This is a genomic window from Actinoallomurus liliacearum (assembly GCF_039542035.1).
Taxonomy (GTDB): Bacteria; Actinomycetota; Actinomycetes; order Streptosporangiales; family Streptosporangiaceae; genus Actinoallomurus; species Actinoallomurus liliacearum.
Genome location: NZ_BAABHJ010000003.1, coordinates 88,141 through 108,352, shown reverse-complemented (window position 1 = coordinate 108,352; position 20,212 = coordinate 88,141). Strand labels below are relative to the sequence as shown.

17 protein-coding genes are annotated in these 20,212 nt (G+C 73.7%); 7 read left to right on the top strand and 10 right to left on the bottom strand.

Features of this window, described 5'->3' with window-relative positions:
• Positions 1-72: 72 nt before the first annotated feature.
• Both ABD978_RS06410 and ABD978_RS06405 read right to left on the bottom strand, forming a co-directional pair.
• Positions 73-1,353, bottom strand: a complete 1,281-nt coding sequence (locus ABD978_RS06410) for an RNA polymerase sigma factor (protein WP_345349883.1) — start codon at positions 1,351-1,353, stop codon at positions 73-75.
• A gap of 136 nt (positions 1,354-1,489) precedes the next feature.
• Positions 1,490-1,825, bottom strand: coding sequence for a YciI family protein (locus ABD978_RS06405; protein ID WP_345349880.1), 336 nt, complete (start codon positions 1,823-1,825; stop codon positions 1,490-1,492).
• Between the two features lie 221 nt (positions 1,826-2,046).
• On the opposite strand from ABD978_RS06405, the gene ABD978_RS06400 reads away from it, so the two are divergent.
• Entirely contained in the window at positions 2,047-2,484 is a 438-nt protein-coding gene (locus tag ABD978_RS06400; RefSeq protein WP_345349877.1) for a DoxX family protein, read from the top strand.
• Between the two features lie 63 nt (positions 2,485-2,547).
• On the opposite strand, the gene ABD978_RS06395 is transcribed toward ABD978_RS06400, so the two are convergent.
• Positions 2,548-2,796, bottom strand: a complete 249-nt coding sequence (locus tag ABD978_RS06395) for a WhiB family transcriptional regulator (protein ID WP_345349875.1) — start codon at positions 2,794-2,796, stop codon at positions 2,548-2,550.
• 241 nt (positions 2,797-3,037) lie between these two features.
• Here ABD978_RS06395 and ABD978_RS06390 point away from each other — a divergent pair, with 241 nt between their 5' ends.
• A complete protein-coding gene (locus ABD978_RS06390) occupies positions 3,038-4,045 on the top strand; it encodes a Rieske (2Fe-2S) protein (RefSeq protein ID WP_345349873.1) in 1,008 nt (335 codons plus the stop codon).
• Here the strand turns inward: ABD978_RS06390 and ABD978_RS06385 are convergent.
• The 7 genes from ABD978_RS06385 to ABD978_RS06355 all read right to left on the bottom strand — a co-directional run bounded on the left by ABD978_RS06385 (position 4,025) and on the right by ABD978_RS06355 (position 10,890).
• Complete coding sequence (locus tag ABD978_RS06385) at positions 4,025-5,578, bottom strand: FAD-dependent oxidoreductase (protein ID WP_345349870.1); 1,554 nt, start codon at positions 5,576-5,578, stop codon at positions 4,025-4,027. The two genes, ABD978_RS06390 and ABD978_RS06385, sit on opposite strands and share 21 nt — an antisense overlap.
• The gene (locus ABD978_RS06380; protein WP_345349867.1) at positions 5,575-6,291 is read right to left on the bottom strand and encodes a class I SAM-dependent methyltransferase; all 717 of its coding nucleotides are present in this window, start codon (positions 6,289-6,291) and stop codon (positions 5,575-5,577) included. Before ABD978_RS06380 ends, ABD978_RS06385 begins: the two co-directional genes overlap by 4 nt.
• The gene (locus tag ABD978_RS06375; RefSeq protein ID WP_345349864.1) at positions 6,288-6,611 is read right to left on the bottom strand and encodes a lycopene cyclase domain-containing protein; all 324 of its coding nucleotides are present in this window, start codon (positions 6,609-6,611) and stop codon (positions 6,288-6,290) included. Before ABD978_RS06375 ends, ABD978_RS06380 begins: the two co-directional genes overlap by 4 nt.
• Before the next feature lie 64 nt (positions 6,612-6,675).
• On the bottom strand, positions 6,676-7,017 hold the full coding sequence (locus tag ABD978_RS06370) for a lycopene cyclase domain-containing protein (RefSeq protein WP_345349861.1): 342 nt from the start codon (positions 7,015-7,017) through the stop codon (positions 6,676-6,678).
• A gap of 1 nt (position 7,018) precedes the next feature.
• On the bottom strand, positions 7,019-8,014 hold the full coding sequence (locus tag ABD978_RS06365) for a phytoene/squalene synthase family protein (RefSeq protein WP_345349858.1): 996 nt from the start codon (positions 8,012-8,014) through the stop codon (positions 7,019-7,021).
• Positions 8,011-9,555, bottom strand: coding sequence for a phytoene desaturase family protein (gene crtI, locus ABD978_RS06360; RefSeq protein ID WP_345349855.1), 1,545 nt, complete (start codon positions 9,553-9,555; stop codon positions 8,011-8,013). The genes ABD978_RS06365 and crtI overlap by 4 nt, the downstream gene beginning before the upstream one ends.
• Before the next feature lie 138 nt (positions 9,556-9,693).
• Positions 9,694-10,890 (bottom strand): trans-sulfuration enzyme family protein, encoded by a 1,197-nt coding sequence (locus ABD978_RS06355; protein WP_345349852.1) that lies wholly within the window; start codon positions 10,888-10,890, stop codon positions 9,694-9,696.
• A gap of 142 nt (positions 10,891-11,032) precedes the next feature.
• Here ABD978_RS06355 and ABD978_RS06350 point away from each other — a divergent pair, with 142 nt between their 5' ends.
• From ABD978_RS06350 to ABD978_RS06330, 5 genes are all read left to right on the top strand, one after another.
• Positions 11,033-12,472, top strand: a complete 1,440-nt coding sequence (locus ABD978_RS06350) for an extracellular solute-binding protein (protein WP_345349849.1) — start codon at positions 11,033-11,035, stop codon at positions 12,470-12,472.
• A 188-nt stretch (positions 12,473-12,660) separates the two neighbouring features.
• Complete coding sequence (locus ABD978_RS06345; RefSeq protein WP_345349846.1) at positions 12,661-14,007, top strand: extracellular solute-binding protein; 1,347 nt, start codon at positions 12,661-12,663, stop codon at positions 14,005-14,007.
• Positions 14,008-14,047: 40 nt separating this feature from the next.
• Positions 14,048-14,968 carry a carbohydrate ABC transporter permease gene (locus ABD978_RS06340; protein ID WP_345349843.1) on the top strand — a complete coding sequence of 307 codons (921 nt, stop codon included), beginning with the start codon at positions 14,048-14,050 and terminating at the stop codon, positions 14,966-14,968.
• A 1-nt stretch (position 14,969) separates the two neighbouring features.
• Positions 14,970-15,812, top strand: a complete 843-nt coding sequence (locus ABD978_RS06335; RefSeq protein WP_345349840.1) for a carbohydrate ABC transporter permease — start codon at positions 14,970-14,972, stop codon at positions 15,810-15,812.
• A 17-nt stretch (positions 15,813-15,829) separates the two neighbouring features.
• Complete coding sequence (locus tag ABD978_RS06330; RefSeq protein WP_345349837.1) at positions 15,830-20,056, top strand: glycoside hydrolase family 38 N-terminal domain-containing protein; 4,227 nt, start codon at positions 15,830-15,832, stop codon at positions 20,054-20,056.
• Positions 20,057-20,212: the final 156 nt, after the last annotated feature.

The following is a 20,212-nucleotide window of genomic DNA, read 5'->3' as shown; positions in this document are numbered from 1 at the left end:
TCTCGGACGCCGGCCGCCGGGAGTCAGCCCACGCGTCCGGTCGGGGGCCGCCGTCTCCGGCGTTGGAGGCGGTCAGTCGGCCGCCGTGGCCGCTTCGTCGCAGGCGGCGGCCCGGTCCAGGAGCAGCGTGCGCTCCCGGTCGTTGCGGGTCAGCGACGCGGCGCGCTCGAACTCCGCGCGGGCCTCCGCGGACCGGCCGAGCCGGGCCAGGAGGTCACCGCGCACGCTCGGCAGCAGGTGGTAGTCGCGCAGGGCCGGCTCCTCGGCGAGCTCGTCGACGATGCCGAGCCCCTGCTCCGGGCCGTACGCCATGGCGACCGCGACCGCGCGGTTCAGCTCGACGACGGGAGACGGCGTGACCGTCCCGAGCGCCTCGTAGAGGGTGGCGATGCGCGCCCAGTCGGTGTCCTCCGCGGTCGGCGCCTGGGCGTGGCAGGCGGCGATCGCGGCCTGCAGCATGTACGGGCCGACCCCCCCGCCGGCCTTCTCGGCCCGCAGCAACGCCGCGAACCCGCGGCGGATGAGCAGGTGGTCCCACCGCGCGCGGTCCTGGTCGAGGAGGTGGATCGGCTCCCCGGACGGGCCCACCCGCGCGCGCAGCCGGGAGGCCTGGATCTCCATCAGCGCGACCAGGCCGTGGACCTCCGCCTCCTGGGGCGTCAGCTCGGCGAGGACCCGGCCGAGCCGCAGGGCCTCCTGGCAGAGCGCCGGACGCGTCCAGTCGTCTCCGGCCGTGGCGGAGTACCCCTCGTTGAACACGAGGTAGAGGACCTCCAGGACGGAGGACAGGCGAGCGGCGCGCTCGGCCTCCGGAGGCACCTCGAACGGGACCTTCTTCTTGGCGAGCGTCCGTTTCGCCCGGACGATCCGCTGGGCGACGGTCGCCTCGGGGACGAGGAACGCCCGCGCGATCTCATCGGTGGTCAGCCCGCCCAGCAGCCGGAGCGTGAGCGCCACCCGCGCCTCCGTGGACAGCACCGGATGGCACGAGATGAACATGAGGCGCAGCAGGTCGTCGCCCAGGTCCTCCTCGAGCGCGGCCTCCAGCTCGGCGTCGGTCGGGTCCTGACGCGTCTCGAGATCGCGGCCGATCTCCTGCTGCTTCAGCTCGAACCGCTTCTCCCTGCGGATGCGGTCGATCGCCCGGTGCTTGGCGGTGGCCATGAGCCAGGCGCCCGGATTGTCCGGGACGCCCTCCTCCGGCCACTGTTCGAGGGCGGCGACGAGCGCGTCCTGCGCGAGCTCCTCGGCGACGCCGACGTCACGCATCATCCGGGTGAGGCCGGCGATGATCCGCGCCGACTCAAGCCGCCAGATCGCGTCGATCGTCCGGTGCACATCCGATGTCGTCACGCAGCCGATCAGAGCACCGGGGTCCGGCCGCGCGCAACCCGCCGCGACGCCGTACGACGCGCGGACGCGAACCGACACGGCCCCGGCGACGCGCGGTCGCCGGGGCCGTGTCTCCTTCTTCCAGAGGCTTCCGGGGTTACTGCGGCGGGCCGAAGATCTCGCGGATCTCGCCCTCGCCGTCACCGACGATCTGCCAGAACCGCTTGGACAGCTCGATGGCCTCCTCCTTCGAGCGGACCTCGATGAGCGCGAAGCCGACGACCGCCTCCTTCGCCTCGGTGAAGGGCCCGTCGGTCACGGTGATCTTTCCGCCCTCGGACTTGATGTAGATGCCCTCGGGGTTCAGCCCGCCGGTCGCCAGCAGCACGCCCGCCCGGGTCATCTCGTCGATGAACTTGCCCATCTCGACCATGAGCTTCTCGTCCGGCGGCCCGCCCGCCGACTGGTCCTTGGTCATCATGAGGAACCGCATCGTCGTGATCTCCTTCTTCTCCGGAGGTGGCGCCGGACGAACCGGCCGCCCTCTTGGGCGCCTCTGCCGACGCGTCGAACGGCTCCTGGCCGGATCGACACATCCTGAAGAGATTGTTCGCCGAAAAATCTTTGGGTCAGGTGTCGATCCGGCGGGGCGCCGTTCGACGCGTGAGCAGCGGCCGGGAAGACGCCGTCACAGTTCACCGGAAGGAAGACGCCATGCTCGCCACCGACACCACCGCCACCACCCGTACGATCGCCGCTTCGCGCACGACCGGCGGGCGCGCCCTGAGCATCACGCTGTGGACGATCCAGATCCTGCTGGCCGCGTTCCTGCTGATCGCCTCGGCCGCGCCCAAGTTCGCGGGCCAGCGGGACGCGGTGGAGACGTTCGCGAAGATCGGCTGGGGTCAGTGGTTCCGGTACGTCACCGGCGTGGTCGAGGCCGCCGGCGCGATCGGCCTGCTCATCCCCCGGCTCGCCGCCTGGGCCGCGCTCGGTCTGATCGGCCTGATGATCGGCGCGGTCATCACGCAGGTGCTCGTCCTGGTCCCCGCCTTCGCGGCGCTCCCGGCGGTGTTCGGCGTGCTGTTCGCGGTGATCGCCCGGGTGCGCATGGCGCAGGCCGTCTCCCCGGCCGCCCTGTTCAGGCGCTGAAGACGACGGCCCCGCACGACGACTCGGTAGGAGCCACCCTCACCGGACCGGTCGGCCGCGCCCCTACCGGGCCGCGCCGACCGGCCCTCGCCGCTGGGCGCGGGAGCGCATGGTCCGGCGCTCCTCCTCGTCGGCGCCGCCCCAGACGCCGTGGCCCTGGGCGGTCTCCAGGGAGTAGCGCAGGCAGTCCGAGCTCACCGGGCACCGTCCGCAGACCGCCCGCGCCTCGGCGACCTGGTGCGGAGTCAGTCTCCCGTTCCCGATCGGGAAGAAGAGCTCCGGGTCGGCCTTCTGGCACTCTGCGCGATTCATCCACGTGACGTCGAAAAGCATTTGAGGGGTCCCAACGGTGTGTTTGGGCGGTATCGGTACATGAGGATTCGCCGGCGGTCGCGGCCGCCGCCTCGTTGAAACGCCCTACTGCCCGCCCCATCCGGGCTCACACTCGCCGATACCCAGAGTAAGGCATCTATCACTGAGTAGTAAGTGCCAGGTTGGACCCGGTACCGCGTGGGCAGGTACGGCCGGGGACGACTCGGCCGGAGGAGGACGGGTGGCAGGCCGCGATGACCAGGGACGACGGCCGGCGCGGTGGCCGGTGCGGCCGCGACCGAAGACCCGCTGGGCCGAGCAGGAACCGACCGTCGGCCAGGCCGATGCGGCGGTGATCGAGGCGGCGCTGAAGCGGGCGCGGGCGCGATCCTCCGGAAACTGGTTCGCCGTCGCGGCCAGCCGTGACGTGCGAGCGGACCGGCCACGGGGATTCCGCGTCCTCGGCAGGGAACTGGTCGCCTGGCGCGACGGCGCCGGAGCGGTGGTGGCCGGGCCCGGCGCGTGTCCGCACCTGGGCGCGCCGCTGGCCCGCGGCCGGATCGTCTGCGGCGACCTGGTGTGCCGGTGGCACGGGCTGCGGCTCCCACCGGACGGCGGGGCGGGATGGCGGCCGCTGCCCTGCCACGACGACGGCGTCCTGGCGTGGGTCCGGCTCGACCAGGCGGGTGAGGAGCCGTCACCCCTGCCGGTGCTGCCCGCCCGGCCCCGGCCGGCGCGCAGCCTGCACGTGGTGATCCGGGCGGTCGGCGTGTGCGAGCCGGAGGACGTGGTCGCCAACCGGCTCGACCCGTGGCACGGCGCCTGGTTCCACCCGTACTCCTTCACCCGGCTGCGCGTGACGCACGCCCCGCCGCCCGGCGCCGGGGAGGCGGAGGACCGCTTCCTGGTCGAGGTCACCTACCGGGCGGGGCCGCGCCTGGGCGTGCCGGTGCTGGCGGAGTTCACCTGCCCGGAGCCTCGTACGGTGGTGATGCGCATCGTCGAGGGTGAAGGCGTCGGCAGCGTGGTCGAGACGCACGCGACTCCGCTCGGGCCCGGCCGGGACGGCCGCCCGCGCACCGCGGTGATCGAGGCGACGATCGCCACCTCGGAGCGCCCCGGGTTCGCGGTCGCGCGGCTGGCGGCACCGGTGGTACGGCCGATGATGCGCCGCGCGGCGACACGACTGTGGCGCGACGACCTGGCCTACGCCGAACGCCGCTACGCCCTACGCACCGGAACATCCTGACCCGCACCCGGCTCGCGGGGCCAGGTCGGCGAGGCGTCGGAGCACGGCCACGCGGCCGCGCAGCGGGACGGTGGTCAGCGGATGTCCCGCCAGGCCCCAGCGGGACAGCAGCCGGTTCGCGGCGTGCCAGCCGGTGGTGGCGGCGCGTTCCATCAGCGCCACGGGCAGGTCGACGCGGATGCCGTCGCCGGCCAGGACCAGCCCCGGCACCGGTCCGTCCACGGTCGGCCGCCGGGAGAACGTGCCGGGCGCGAAGAGCGGGCAGTCCTGCCGCCACTCGGTCACGTCGCCGACGATCCGGGCGCCTTCGGTCTCCGGATAGATCCGGTGCAGCCGGCGCAGCAGGCGCGCGGCGGCCGCCTCGCGCGCCGCGGTCACCGCGTACGCGTGCAGCTCGACGACCGACCCACCGGTCGCGCGGGCCCAGGACGCGGCCTCCTCGTCGTAGTGGTTCAGCACGCTGATGTTGTCCAGCGGCGGGAGCCCGCCGGTCGCCAGGAACGCCGGCCGGTCCGCCGCGACGGGCCGGTCGAGCCACAGGCGGCGGACGAGGTACGGCGGCGCGGTGGCCTGGGCGGCGACGCGGCCCCGCCATTCCGGGTCGCCGAGCCCGGGTGACGCGGCGACGAGAGCGCGCAGGCCGGGGACGTCGAGGGCCAGGACGACCGCGTCCGCGTGACGGCCGCGGCGCCGGGTCTCCACGGCGAAACCGTGCGGGCTGGGGTGGACGGCGTCGACCGGGGTGCCGGTGTGGATCTCCGCGCCCAGGTGCGCCAGGTGACGGCCCGCCGCCGCCCACAGGTCCGCGAGCGGGCGGCGGGGGACGTCGAACAGCAGGCCCTCGGCCGAGCCGAGGAAGTACAGGTGGAACATGACCGCCAGCTCGGCGGCGGACAGCCGCTCCGGCGGGGCGAAGAAGCTGCGCGAGAACACGTCGAACGCCAGGTGCCGGGCGGCGGCCGGGAAGCGCAGCCGGGCCAGGAACGCGGCGGCGTCCAGGTGATCGAGCCGCCGGTACGTGCCGGGCACGGTGACGTTCATGAGCGGGAGTGCGGCGCGGGCGTTCAGGCGCAGCAGGTCCCGGGCCCTGAAGGTCGGACTGCGGAGGGCGAAGGCGAGGGCGTTCCAGGGCGGGGCGGTGGGCAGGCCGCGAAACGTGTCGGTCCGCCCCGCCCCGTCGACGAGCGGGTAGTCCGGCAGCGCCGTCAGCCGGTCGAGGTGCGGATCGGTCCGGCGCAGCAGGGCGCGGAGGTTGTAGTACTGGCGGAAGAACGCGTGAAAGCCACGGCTCATGCCGACCCGGGTGCCGTCGGGCAGCGTCTCGGTCCAGCCGCCGGCCCGCCCGCCGAGGTGGTTCTCGCGTTCGTACAGCTCGACGGTGACGCCGCGCTCGGCGAGCGCGGTCGCGGCGGTCAGCCCCGCGATGCCGCCCCCGACCACGACGACGCGCGGCCGCTCCGCGAGCCCGTCCGCGTGCGGGCGTCCAGGCGGCGGCGGGTGGTGCACCCGCCTGCGATCCCCGTGGTCGCTCACGGCGCCTCCGCGCGGAAGGTGTGCACGATGCCGCGCTGCCAGCCGCCGGCCGTACGGATCCGGACGCCGGTGAACCCGGCGTGGCGGAGCCGGTCGGCGAGCCCCTCCGGGGAGTCGAAGTCCAGCGCGCTGCGCCACAGGTAGCGGTACAGGCCCGCGTCCCCCGCCAGCAGGCGGCCGGCCGGGATGATCACGCCCCAGCAGACGGCGTGCCACACCAGCCGCGCGAGCGGCCCGTCGCGCAGGGCGTAGTCGTGGACGACGAGGACTCCCCCGGGACGCAGCAGGGAGCGCAGCGCCGCCGGCGCCGCGTCGCGGGCGGGGAGGTTGCGGAGAAGGTAGGCGGCGAAGACGCCGTCGAACGGCCCGCCGAGATCCTCGGCGGCCAGGTCCTGGGCCGGGCTCTCGACGAACCGTACGGTGGCGGGCCACGGCTTGGCGCGGGCGCGGGCGAGCATCCCGGGTGAGGCGTCGACACCGACGATCTCGGCCCGGGGAGCGGCCGCCAGGAGTGCGGCGGTGGAGGCGCCGGTGCCGCAGCCGAGGTCGAGGAGCCGTGCCCCCGCCCCGTCCGCCGGCAGGGCGAACGCGCGGGCGGCGCGGCGCAGGTCGGCGTGGTACCCGGGGTTCGCGCCGACGAGCCGGTCGTACGCCGCCGCGTGGCGGTCGAAGGCCGCAGGGACGCCGCTCCGCGGCAGCCGCCCGCCGGTCATCGGCCGGCCGTCTCGTCCGGCCGCCGGCGCTCCCAGGCGAGCAGGGTGGCGGTGACGAGGGCGAACCCGAACAGGAAGTCCTCGACGGGGATGTCGAAGGGGAAGCGCAGCCCGGTGATCCCGCGCGGGTCGTACCCGACGACGGGCGCCGGCAGCCGCGTCAGACTGCCGTCGACGACGACCTGGAAGCCGAAGACGATCAGCATCGTCAGCCAGTAGGCCGGGCGGCGGAAGAGGCCGGTCCGCAGCCACCAGCGTTCGAGGGCGACGACGGCGGGGACCGACAGGAGCGCCGGCACCGTGTACCCCAGCCCGGTCATGGAGCCTCCTTCGTCGGAGGAGTGACCAGAGGGACTGTGCTGCCGATTCCCTCGCTTCGATCGGTCATCGCCGCCGCTCCGTCCGTGCCCGGACCGGGCCCCGGAGGAGCAGCCGCCGTACGGTCTCCAGGGTGAGCACCGCGCAGACGGGCACGACGACGAAGAACAGCGCCTCCTCCAGCGGCACCGACAGCGGCAGCGTGACGCCGACGAGGTAGCGCGGGTCGTACCACCAGACGCCGGCCGCGATCGCGACCGCGTCCCAGGCGAGGAAGACGGCCGCGACGGGCAGCACGGCCCGCGCCAGCCGGGCCGGGCGCCGGTAGACCCGGCTGCCGGACAGCTCCAGGGGCAGCGTCACCGCCAGGCACCCGGCCAGCAGCAGCAGATAGCGCAGGTGGTCCACCTCACCGCCTCCGGGCGGGAGGCGCGTGCACCGCACGGGTCCACAGGGCACGACCCACCGCGGACCCCGCGTAGGTCAGCCGCCGCCCGGCCCCGACGGTGGCCCGGCCCGCGAAGACGTCGTGGCCGCGGTCCTCGATCCGGTCGAGGATGTGGGAGTACAGCGCGCAGGCGGTGGCGACGCAGGGCCGCGCGGCCGGGTCCAGCAGGGCGATCCCCGGGCGGGCCAGCCGGTAGATCGCCCGGGTGCGGCCGATCTGGTCCGCCAGCGCGCGCCGTACGCGCGGATCGACGCGGCCGGTCCGCCGGCACCAGGCGAGCAGCTCGCGGTCGACGCCGAAGGCCGCCAGTTCGTCGGCGGGCAGGTACACCCGGCCCCGGTCGAGATCCTCGCCGACGTCGCGCAGGAAGTTGGTCAGCTGGAACGCCCGCCCGAGGGCCGTGGCGTGCGGTACGGCCTCGGCCGGATCGCAGACGGTGCCGAGCACGGGCAGCATCTGCAGGCCGATGACCTCGGCCGACCCGTACATGTAGTCGCGCAGGGCCGCCCGGGTCGGGTAGCCGGTGACGGTGAGGTCCATCCGCATGGAGCGCAGGAACGCCGTGAACAGCGCGCCGGCGATGGCGTACCGGCCCGCGGTGTCCACGACGGCGGCCAGCACCGGATGGTCGCTCCGGCCGGTCCGCAGCCCCGCGGTGAGCGCGGCGGCGACGTCGTCCAGCAGCGCGGCGATCCGGTCGGGTCCGTGCTCCGGCCCGGGTTCGTCGACCAGGTCGTCCGTGTGCCGGGCGAACCCGTACAGGGCGTGCACCGCCGGCCGCCGGGGCGGCGGGAGCAGCCGCGTCGCCAGGAAGTACGTCCGCCCGTGTCGTGCGTTGAGCGCCCGGCACCGGCCGTACGAGGCGCGCAGCAGCGGATCGGTGATCCCGGCGGTGTCCAGTTCCCGGCGCGCGGCCGCCGTCTCCGGCCCCTCCCGGTGCCGGGTCCGGCCCGTCATCGCCGTCCGCCCGCGGAGGGGGCGACGAGGCGGCCTCCCGGGCCGGCGATCAGGCCGCGCCGCTCCCGGGGGACGCCGGTGACGCGATCGGCCGCGAGCCGGCCGGACAGCAGCGCCGCGGGGATGCCGACGCCGGGCACGGTGCCGCAGCCGGCCAGCACCGCGTTGTCCGCCGAGCGCGGGAGGTTGGTGGGCCGGAACGGCCCCGTCTGCGGCAGCGAGTGCGCCAGGCTGAAGGGCGTGCCGGCGACCAGGCCCTGCCCTTGCCAGTCGGCCGGCGTGGTCAGGTGGAGCAGGTCGACGGTGCTCGGCGCGAAGCCGAGCCGGCCCGCCACGATGTCGAGCATCCGACGGGCGTACTCGGGCCCGAGGTCGTTCCAGTCGACGGGCAGGTCGGCCAGATTCGGTACCGGGACCAGGAGGGACAGCAACTGCCGCCCGGGCGGGGCGAGGGAGCGGTCCGTGGCGGTCGGCCGGGTCAGCAGGAGTGACGGGTCGCGCATCAGCCGGCGGCCGCTGGTCAGATCGTCGTAGCCGCTCTCCCACGCCTGCCCGAAGAGCAGATTGTGGTGCAGGGTCCCCGCCCACGTGCTGGGCGCGGCCATGTGCAGTGTGATCACCGAGGACGCGGGTCTCAGCGACAGGACGCGGTGCGGGGGGCCGCCCAGCAACCGGTAGGCCGCCGGCAACTCGCAACTGATCACGATCGCGTCGCAGGCGATCCGTTCGCCCTCCTCGGTGCGGACCGCGGTGACGCGGCCGCCCCGGCGCTCCAGCGAGACGACGGTCGTGGCGTAGCGGAAGGAGACCCCGGCGTCCGCCGCCGCGCCCGCCAACGCGTCCGGCAGGGCGCGCATCCCGCCGTACGGGAAGAAGACGCCGCCGACGATGTCCATGTAGGCGGCCACGGCGTAGATCGCGAAGGCCCGGTGGGGCGCCAGGCCGCCGAAGAGCGTCGGATACGTGAAGATCCGCTGCAGCCGTTCGTCGCGGATGTACCGGGCGACCAGGCGGTCCCACCGGATGAAGCCGCCCATCAGCGTCAGGTGCACCAGTCTCGGCCCCAGCACCCGGAGCGGCGAGTCGACGTTGGCGGCGATGAACCGCTCGAACTCCGCCTCGTACAACTGGACGAGCCAGTGCCGGAGCCGCCGGAAGCCGGCCTCCTCCCTCGGCCCCGCGAAGCCGCGGATCTCCTCGGCCATCGCGTCCTCGTCTGCGTGGACGTCGAGTACGGTCCCGTCGGCGAAGTGGGCCCGGTAGGCGGGGTCGAGCCGCACCATCGGCAGCCGGTCGTCCATCGAAGCGCCGACCGTCGCGAGGGTGTCCTCGATGATGCCGGGCATGGTCAGCCAACTGGGCCCGGTGTCCGTCAGGTAGCCGCCGACATCGCGGCGGCCGACCCGCCCGCCGGGTCCGTCGCAGCGCTCGACGACGATGACCTCACGGCCCTGCCCTGCCAGGTGCAGCGCAGCGGACAACCCGGACAGACCCGCGCCGATCACCACGATCCGGTCGGTGCTCCCCCCGACAGTGCGCATGCCCCTCGGGTACCCGCGTATCCGCCGCCGAAGCACCGACAGGCCGCCATTCCCGCAGTTCAGGGCGGCGACGCGGGGATTGACCCGAAGATCCGCTCGATGCCGGGCCGCCCGGGTCGCGGCCGGTGACGGCCGTGCCTAACCGGCCTTGGCGAGGGCCTGTTCGAGATCCGCCCACAGGTCGTCGGAGTGCTCGATGCCGACCGCGACCCGGATCGTGCCGGGGCCGATGCCCGCCGTCCGGAGCTGCTCGTCACCGAGCTGCCGGTGCGAGGTGCTCGCCGGGTGCAGGACGTACGTCTTCACGCCGCCGAACGAGGGGGTGAGGGCCGCCAGCCGCACCGCTCCCGCGAAGATCCGCCCCGCCTCGCGCCCGCCGGCCAGGTCGAAGGCCAGCACGCCGCCCTGGCCTTCGGGCATCAGGCGGACCGCGACCTCGTGATCCGGGTGGTCCGGCAGGCCCGGATACCGGACGGACGCCACGGCGGGATGGCCCGCGAGCCGGCCGGCCAGGTCGAGGGCGTTGTCGCAGTGCCGCCGCATCCGCAGGGCCAGGGTCTGCATCCCCCGTACGGTCAGCCACGACACGAACGGGTCGGCGGAGGCGCCGAGTTCGGCGGCGTAGTGCCAGACCTTCCGGTGCAGTTCCTCGGTGGCGAACACCGCCACGCCGCCGAGCACGTCCGAGTGCCCGCCGAGGTACTTGGTGGCCGAGTGGACCACGACGTCCGCGCCGTGGGAGATCGGACGGCACAGGATCGGGCTCGCGAAGGTGTTGTCGACCACGCTGAGCACGCCCGCGTCCTTCGCCACGGCGATCAGCGCGGGCAGGTCGACGACCTGGGTGGTCGGGTTCGCGATCGTCTCCAGGTAGAGCACGCGCGTGTTCGGACGCAGCGCCGCGCGGACCTGCTCGGGGTCGGAACCGGCGACGTACGTCACCTCGACGCCCCAGCGCGCGGCGAGGTCGTCGAGCATCGCGATCGTGGCGCCGTAGAGGCAGCCCTGGGCGATGACGTGGTCGCCCGAGCCGAGCAGCGCGAGCAGCACCGCGTTGATGGCGCCCATCCCGGACGCCGCGGCGAGTCCCGCGGCCCCGCCCTCGAGGTCGGCGACCGCCTCTTCCAGCACCCGTACGGTCGGGTTGCCGAGCCGGCTGTAGAAGAACGCGCCCTCGGGACCGCCGAACGCCTCGGCCATCGCGTCCGCGTCGTCGAAGGCGAACAGGTGACCCTGGTAGATCGGCACGCCGACCGGGCGACTCCCCTCCACCTCGACGACGGGCGGGTGAACGGTCCTGGTCTCGGCGTGCGTTTTGTCCTGCGGTGAGTTCATGGTCCCATCTTCGGCCACAGACGATCCAGCGGTCACCGCGCCCTTCGGCCGCCGGTGGCCCATGGTCAGAACGGCCGCGCACAGGTATTTGTCGTCTGTGGACGACAAATATGCTGGGCCTGATCACCGACCGAGGACGTCCATGGACATCGCGCAGCAGCCACTGCCCGCCTACTACCGCCTGAAGCGGCGCCTTCTCGCCGACATCGAGAGCGGTCACTACGGCATGGACGGCAGGCTGCCCACCGAGCACGCCCTGTGCGCGGCGTACGGCCTGAGCCGTACGCCGGTCGCGCGGGCGCTGTCGGAGCTGGCGGCCGAGGGGGTCGTGGTACGGCACCGGCGGCGCGGCACGTTCGTGAACCCGGAGTGGATGCGGGCGCTGCGCGCGGCTCCGGAGGTCTCGGTGATGACCTGCGACCAGGCCTGGGCCGGCCAACTGCGGGAGGCGGCCGGCAAGGACCTGCGGCTGTCGATCACCTCGGCGCCGCTGAGCGAGCTGCGGACGATGTTCCGCCGGGCGATCGCCGAGGGCCGGGGCCCGGACCTGGCGCTCGTCGACTCCGTGTGGGTGGCGGAGTTCGCCGAGTCGCACATGCTCACGCCGATCGGCGAGCTGGACCCCGAGTGGGTCGCGGCCGAGCACGACGCCGACTTCCTGCCGCCGTTCGCCGACGCGTACCGCCTGGACGGCGACGACATCGTCGCCGTCCAGGCCCAGGCGGACGTCACCGGCCTGTGGTACCGCCGCGAGGCCCTGGCGGCCGCCGGGGTCGCCCCGCCGACCACCTGGCGGGAGCTGCGCGCCCTGGGGCGCACGCTCGCGGCCGGCCTGCCCCGCGACCGGCACGCCCTGGTCATGCCCGGCGGCCCGGCCGCGACGGAGACCGCCACGTACGCGCTGGTCGGACTGCTCGCCGCGAACGGCGCGACGATCTTCACCGCCGAGGCGGTGACGCTCGACTCCCCCGCCGCCGTGGAGACGCTGCGGTTCCTGCGGCGACTCGTCGACGACGGCGTACTGCCCGCCGAGGTGGTGACCTACGACCGGCACAGGGCGGCCCGGCTGCTGGCGGCCGGGCGCGCGGACCTGTTCGTGGGCGCGAGCTACCACGCCGAGCTGATCGCCGAAGAGACCGGCACCGCGCTGCCCGAGGTCGGCGAGCGGTTCGGGTTCGTCCCGCTGCCCGCGGGCCCGCACGGGCCGCCGGCGATCCTGTGCGGCGGGATGGTCTACTGCATCCCCCGCCAGGCGCGGAACCCCCACCTGGCGATGCGGCTGCTGCGCGCGGCCACGGCGCCGGACCGCCTGGCGGAGGTGTGCGCGGAGACCGGCCAGCTCCCGCCGCGCCGCAGCGTGCTGGACGCCATGGCGCCGGTGTCGCCGTTCCACGCCCAGACGGCGGCGCTGCTCGATCACGCGGTCGTACGGCCGTCGGCTCCGGTGTACGCCCTGGTCTCCGCGCAGCTCCAGGCGCTGCTGGAGGGCGTGCTGACCCGGCGGTGGAGCCCGGCGGCGGGCGTCGCGCTGGCCGCCGACCGGATCAGCGCGATCACCGGCCTGCCCGTCGTCCGCGCCTGAACCAGACGCCTGGCCGCCCGGTACGGGCCCGAATCGGACGCCTCGCCGCGGAGCCCGCCGTCCGGCGCGAGTCCGACGCCGTTCACGTAACGCGTTCGTAACCCATTCGCTCGTACCTCTTGACGTGGAACGCTCCAGCTTCCACATTTGCCACAGCACAGTGGCAAATCCCTTCGGAGGGAGCGCACATGCGTCGTAAATCGGCACTGGTGATGACGGCGGTCATGGTCGCGGCGTCGGCGAGCGCCTGCGGCGGAGGATCCTCGGACAGCAAAACGATCAAGGTCGCGTACCAGAAGTTCGGCAACTTCATCGGCGCGGACGAGCTGTTCAAGAAGATCAAGCCCGTCTTCGAGCAGCAGAACCCCGGTATCAAGCTCAAGCTCATCCCGATCGAGGCGGACGAGAACTCCTACTACACGAAGCTCAACCTCATGCGGCGGTCCCCGAAGACCGCCCCCGACGTCGCCTACGAGGACACCTTCTTCGTGAACTCCGACGCCGAGGCGCGCTTCCTCATGCCGCTCGACGCCAACCTCCAGTCCTGGCCGGACTGGTCGCAGTTCGTCGACGCGGCCAAGGTCGCGGGCAAGGCGGCCGACGGCCACACGTACGGCGTTCCGATGGGCACCGACACCCGCGGCCTCTGGTTCAACAAGCAGATCTTCGCCAAGGCCGGGCTCCCGGCGAACTGGCAGCCGAAGACCTGGAACGACATCCTCGCCGCCGCCCGGCAGATCAAGGCCAAGGTCCCCGGCGTGATCCCGCTCAACGTCTACGCGGGCAAGGGCGTCGGCGAGGCGTCCTCCATGCAGGGCTTCGAGATGCTGCTGTACGGCACCGACGACAAGCTGTACGACGACCAGGCCAAGAAGTGGGTCGTGCCGAGTAAGGGCATGGGCGCGGCCTTCGACTTCCTCAAGACGGTCTACTCCTCCGGGCTCGGCCCCACGCAGCAGCAGGCGCTCGACCCGCACTGGAGCGACAACGTCGGCGGGCAGGAGCTGCCGCAGGGCAAGCTCGCCATCGCCCTCGACGGCTCCTGGCTGCCGCAGGCGTGGATCCCCGGCGGGGCGAACGCCTGGCCGCAGTGGTCCAGCACGCTCGGCACCGCGGCCATGCCCACGCAGAACGGCCAGGCGCCCGGCAAGGTGTCGCTGTCCGGCGGCTGGCTGCTGTCGGTCGGCGCCCGCACCAAGAACCCGTCGGCCGCCTGGAAGCTCGTGCAGCTCGCCCTGAACAAGGAGAACTCGCTGTTCTTCTACATCAAGGCGACGCAGGTGTCGGTGCGCAAGGACGTCGTGGCGGACCCGAAGTACCTCGAGGGCAACCCGACCCAGCGGTTCTTCACCGACCTGGTGTCCGTCACCCAGTACCGGCCCGCGTACAACGTCTACCCGCAGATCTCCAACCAGCTGCAGGCCGCCAGCGAGGCGGTGGTGACCGGCCAGTCCTCGCCCCAGTCGGCGATGAACGACTTCGCCGGCCAGGTCAAGCAGATCGCCGGGCCGGACAAGGTGGAGGCGAAGTCCTGATGGCCCGTACGCGCTTCCTCGTGGAAGGGACGACGCCCTGATGGTGGCCGTGGGCCTGCCCGAGCGCACCGTCACCCGCCGCCCGCCCGCCCGGCGCGGGCGGCGGGCCGTCGGCCGGGCGCTGCCGCTGGTGCCCGCCTTCGGCCTGCTCGCGCTGTTCTTCGTCGGGCCGATCCTGTGGTGCGTCTACGCGTCGTTCACCGACATCGCGCTGACCGGCGCGGGCGCCAGCAGCCCGCACCTGGTCGGGCTGCGCAACTACCGGGAGATGTTCGCCGACCCGGCGTTCGCCAAGTCCCTGTGGCTGACGGTCGTCTTCGTCCTCGGCTCGGCCGTCATCGGGCAGAACCTCGGCGGCCTCGCGCTCGCCCTGCTCATGAACGGCCGGCACCGGATCGTCCGCGCCGTGGTGGGCGGCATCGTGGTGGGCGCGTGGGTGCTGCCGGAGCTGGTCGCGGGGTTCATGTGGTACGCGTTCCTGTCCGACCACGGCACGTTCAACGCCATCCTGCGCGCGGTCGGCCTGCACGGCGGGAGCTGGCTGTTCAGCAATCCCCTCGCGGCGGTGACGATCGCGAACGTGTGGCGCGGCACGGCGTTCTCGATGCTCGTCTACTCGGCCGCGCTGTCGAACGTGCCGGACGAGCTGATCGAGGCCGCCGCGGTGGACGGCGCGTCCGGTTGGGCGCGGCTGCGGCACATCACCCTGCCGCTGATCCGGCGATCCATGCTCACCAACCTGATGACGATCACGCTGCAGACGCTGGCGGTGTTCACGTTGATCTTCGTCATGACGGGCGGCGGCCCCGGGACCAAGAGCCAGACCCTGCCGATCTTCATGTACCAGCAGGCGTTCAAGTTCTACCACCTGGGCTACGGCGCCGCGCTGGCGATCGTGCTGCTGGCCGTGGGCGCCGTGTTCTCGCTGGTGTACCTGCGGGCCATGCGGAAGGAGGTGTGAGGTGGCGCTCGCCTCCCCCACCGCGCCCGGACGGCGCACCGCCGCGGTCGCCGCCTACGTCGTGCTGGCCCTCGTGGCGCTGGCCTTCCTCGCGCCGTTCGGCTGGCTGTTCCTGGCCTCGGTCTCCACCACCCCGACGACGGACACGTCCATCCCCGACGCGCCGACGCTGCGCAACTTCGTCGACGTCCTCACCGGGGACAACCTGCACTCGCTGGCCAACAGCCTCGTGCTGTCGCTGGGCTCGGCGCTGCTCACGCTCGTGCTCGCCGCGCCGGCCGCGTACCCGTTGTCGCGCTACGGCCGCAGGTTCGGCCGGCCGGTCCTGCTGGGCCTGCTGTTCGCCACCGGGCTGCCGGTCACGGCGATCATGGTTCCGGTGTACGGGCTGTTCGTCCAGCTCGACCTGCTCGACTCGATCCCCGCCACCATCCTGTTCCTCACCGCCACCGGGCTGCCGATGGCGATCTGGATGATGAAGAACTTCATGGACGAGGTGCCGATCTCCCTGGAGGAGGCGGCCTGGGTGGACGGCGCGAACGGTCTGCGGGCCCTGGTGCGGATCGTGTTGCCGCTCATGGTCCCGGGAACGACCGTGGTGTTCACGTTCACCTTCACGCTGACCTGGGGGAACTTCTTCGTCCCGTTCATCCTGCTGATCGATCCGGGCAAGCAGCCCGCCTCGGTCGCGATCTACCAGTACTTCGGTCTCAACGGCATGGCCTCGTACGGCCTGCTGGCCGCGTTCTCGATCCTGTACTCGCTGCCCGTCGTCCTGCTCTACACCGTCGCCCAGCGCACGCTGGGCAACGCGTTCGCGATGCAGGGCGCCGTCAAGGGCTGAGCCGGAGGGAAGCCTTCATGCGCATCGCCGCCATCGAGTCGACCGACCTGTTCGCCGGCTCGACGTCGCATCCCCGACAGATCGTCCGTGTGACGCTGACCGGGGCCGACTCCCCCCTGACCGAGATCCGGGTCTCGCTCACCGGCCCGGCCGTGAGCACCCCCGAACCCACCGTCGTCACCCGCCTGGACCCCGGCGAGACCCTGGTCGCCGAGGTCGGGGTACGCCTCGCCGAGCCCGTCACCGAGGGCGCCGTCCGCCGCGTCACCGCCGTCGCCGAGACGCCGGGCGAGGACCGCGCGACCCTCGACGGCGAGATCGTCGCCGCGGTCACCGGCTGGACCATGTGGATGGTCTCCCACTTCCACTACGACCCGGTGTGGTGGAACAGCCAGGCCGGGTTCACCGCGACCTACTACGACCTGCCCGCCGCCGAGGAGCGCCGGCCGTCGACCGTCAGGACGGCGCTGGACCTGGTCCGCGCCCACCTGGACGCGGCCCGGCGCGACGAGGACTACAAGTTCGTGCTCGCCGAGGTCGACTACCTCAAGCCGTACTGGGACGTCTTTCCGGAGGACCGCGCGGACCTGCGGCGGTTCCTCGACGAGGACCGGATCGAGATCGTCGGCGGCAACTACAACGAGCCGAACACCAACCTCACCCACCCCGAGTCCACCATCCGCAACGCCGTCTACGGCATCGGGTACCAGCGCGACGTGGTCGGCGGCGACCCGCGCTCGGCGTGGATGCTCGACGTGTTCGGGCACGACCCGGCCTATCCGGGGCTGATGGCCGACGCCGGGCTCACCTCCTCGGCCTGGGCGCGTGGCCCGTTCCACATGTGGGGCCCGAACCGCCACGTCGGCGACAACGAGCGGATGCAGTTCCCCGCCGAGTTCGAGTGGATCTCCCCGAGCGGGCGGGGCCTGCTGACCGCGTACATGGCCAACCACTACAGCGCGGGCTGGGTGATGGAGGAGCAGGCCCGCACGCTCGAGGAGGCCACGGAGCTGGCGTACGGCCAGTTCAGTGAGCTGCGCCCGGTCGCGGCCACCCGCAACGTCCTGCTGCCGGTGGGCGGCGACCACGTGATCCCGTCCCGGTGGAGCACCGAGGTGCACCGGGACTGGAACAAGCGCTACGTCTGGCCGCGCTTCGTCGTCGGCCTGCCCAAGGAGTTCTTCGCCGCCGTACGCGAGGAGCTGGGCGAACGCCGCGCCGTGCCGGTGCCGCAGACCCGCGACATGAACCCGGTCTACACCGGCAAGGACGTCTCCTACATCGACACGAAGCAGGCGCAGCGGGTCGCCGAGGTCGCGGTGCTCGACGCCGAACGCCTCGCCACGCTCGCCGCGCTGACCGGCGCGACCTACCCGGCCGAGGCCGTCGACAAGGCCTGGCGGCTGCTCGCGTACGGCGCCCACCACGACGCGATCACCGGCAGTGAGTCCGACCAGGTGTACGTCGACCTGCTCGCCGGGTGGCGGGAGGCGTACGAGCTGGGCGACACCGTCCGCGCGGCCGCCCTCGACCACCTCGCGGCACGGGCCGACACGACGGGCCCGGGCCGGCCGGTGATCGTGGCGAACACCCTGTCCTGGGCGCGCGACGGCATCACCACCGTCCGGCTCACGTTCGAGGAGCCGCGCCCCGGTCTGCGCCTCGTCGACGACGCGGGCGAGCCGGTCCCCTGCCTCGCCGAGGGCGTACGGACCGCGGCGGGCGGGGGCGTCGAGGAGGTCACGCTGACCTTCCTCGCCCGCGCGGTGCCCTCGCTGGGCTACCGCGTCTACCACGTCGTCGACGCCGACGACCTGCCTTCGGGCTGGACGCCGGCCGACGGCGCCGAGGCGGGCAACGCGGCGTTCGCGGTGACCGCCGATCCGGCCCGCGGCGGCGCCCTCACCTCGATCCGCGACCTGCGGACCGGCGACGAGCTGATCCGGCCGGGCGGGCTGGGCGGCGAGCTGTACCTCCAGGAGGAGCACCCCACGCACCCCACGTGGGGCGAGGGCCCGTGGCACCTGCTGCCGGCCGGCCCCGGGCACGGCACCGGCGCCCGCCCCGCGTCCGTGCGGGTCGAGGAGTGCCCGGTCGGCCGACGGATCGTCACCGAGACGACCCTCGACGGGCTGACGATCACCGGTGAGGTCCTGCTGTGGGACGGCGTCGACCGGGTGGACTTCCGCACCCACGTCGGCGGCTCGATCGGCCAGGACCACCTGCTGCGCGTGGGCTTCGACCTGGACGTCCCCGGCGGCCGGCCCGTCGCCGAGGTGGGCTTCGCCGCGATCGGCCGGCCCTTCGGGTTCCCCGACGCGGACGCCGCCGAGAGCCTGTGGACGCTGGACAACCCGGCGCACACCTGGACGGCGCTGAGCGCGACCGTGCGCGTCGCGCTGACCGGCGACGACGGCTCCCGGGAGGAGCACGCCGTCGGGGTGGCCGAGGTGATCGGCACCGACGAGGGCGAGCCCGCCCGTGCGGTGCTGACCGCGCTGGCCGCGCAGGGCGTGACCGCGACGTTCGGCCGCCCGGACGGCCCCCGCTACGGCGCGCTCGACGTCGACTCCAACCTCCCCGACGCCCGGATCGTCCTCGGCGGCCCAGAGGAGAACGCCTTCGCCGCCGAGGTCCTGGCCGCCGCCGATCCGGCCTACGCCGCGGCGCTGGCCGAGCACGGCCGGGTGTTCGTGCCCGCCGCCCGCCCGCTCGCCGAGATCTGGGTCCCGGACGCGGACGTGCGCGGCGTACGGGACCTGCCCGTGCTGATCGTCGCCGGTGACGTCGCCGGCCTGTGCGCCGACCTCGGCGACGCGACGATCGACGTACGGCGCCCGGCCGGACTGGACGGGTCCGACGCGCCGTACGCCGGCCGGTCGGTGGCGCTGCTCAACGCCGGCCTGCCGGGCACCGTCACGACGCCGGAGGGCCGGGTGTACCTCAACCTGATGCGCTCCTGCAGCACGTGGCCCAGCGGAGTATGGGTCGACGGCCCGCTGCGCACGGCGCCCGACGGGTCGAGCCTGTCCTGGCAGCACTGGAACCACACCTTCGGCTACTCCCTGACGGCCGGAGCGGGCGACTGGCGGGCCGCCGGCTTCGTCCGCGCCGGGCAGGAGTACAACCATGAAGTCCTGGCGAGGCCCACGGCCGCCCATTCCGGCGTGCCCGCTCCCCGCGACGGCCTGGTGACGGTCGAGCCGGCGAACGTGCTGCTGTCCGCGCTCAAGCCGGCCGGCGACCCCCTCGCCGCGGCGTTGCCCGGCGACGCCGACCCCGCCGACGGGGTCACCGTCCGCGTGTACGAGGCCGCCGGCCGCCCGGCGACGGCGCGGATCGGCCTGTTCACCGGGGTCACGGACGCGTCCCGCACCGACCTGCTGGAGTCCGGCGGCCAGGCGGCCCCGGTGGACGGGACCGCCGAGATCCCCCTGGGCGCCGCCGACGTCGCCACCGTCCGCCTGCGCCCGGCCCCCGGCACAGCGACCGAAGCCGCCGACACGGTCACCGGAGTCACCGTCCTGGGCCCGCACGCGGAACCGGCCCAGCCGGTGTTCGGCCGCTACTGGTTGCACAACAAGGGCCCCGCCCCCGTCGGCAACCTCCCGGTCGCGGTGCACCTGTCCCCGCAACGGCTCGACGGTCCCGGACGGGTCCGCCTCACCGTCGCCGCCTCGGGCCGGGAGGCGTCCGGACGCGTCGAACTGGACGTGCCGGACGGCCTCACCGTCACCGGCCCGGCCCTGGACTACCGGCTCGCGCCCGGCGAGTTCGCCGAGTACGAGCTGACCGTCGACGCGCCGGACACGGCGGGCACCTACTTCGTGGGCGCCCGCATCCGCGACGACCTGGGACAGCTCATCGAGGACGTCGTCACCGTCCAGGTCGGCGCGGCCCCGGCGGGCGAACCGCTGCGCGTCGAGACGACCTCGTCCGCTGCCCTGCTCCGGCCGGGCGACGACGGCGAGATCGCCGTACGGCTGCGCAACTCCGCCGCCGCGCCGATCCGCGGCGAGGCGCAGCTGATCAGCCCGTACGGCACCTGGGGCCCGGGTGCCGACGTCCTGATCACCCCGTGGACGGCGGGCTTCGAGGTGGCGCCGGGCGCCGAGACCGTCGTCCCGTTCCGCCTCCACGCGGCCCGCGCCGCCCGGCCGGGCTCCTGGTGGGCCCTGGTCCGCGTGACGTACTTCGGCCGCCTCCACTACACCGAAACGCTCCCCGTCGAGATCACGCTCTGATCCGCGGGATGCGGGGCCGGCCTCCCGGCCCCGCATCCCGCCCACACTCACCCGCCGCCAGGGTGCGGCCGGCCACGCGGCGTCTGTACCGGTGCGGCACCCACCCGCGCGAGACCCTCTTCGCCTGCTACCTCAACCACTGACGGTCCGGCCCTG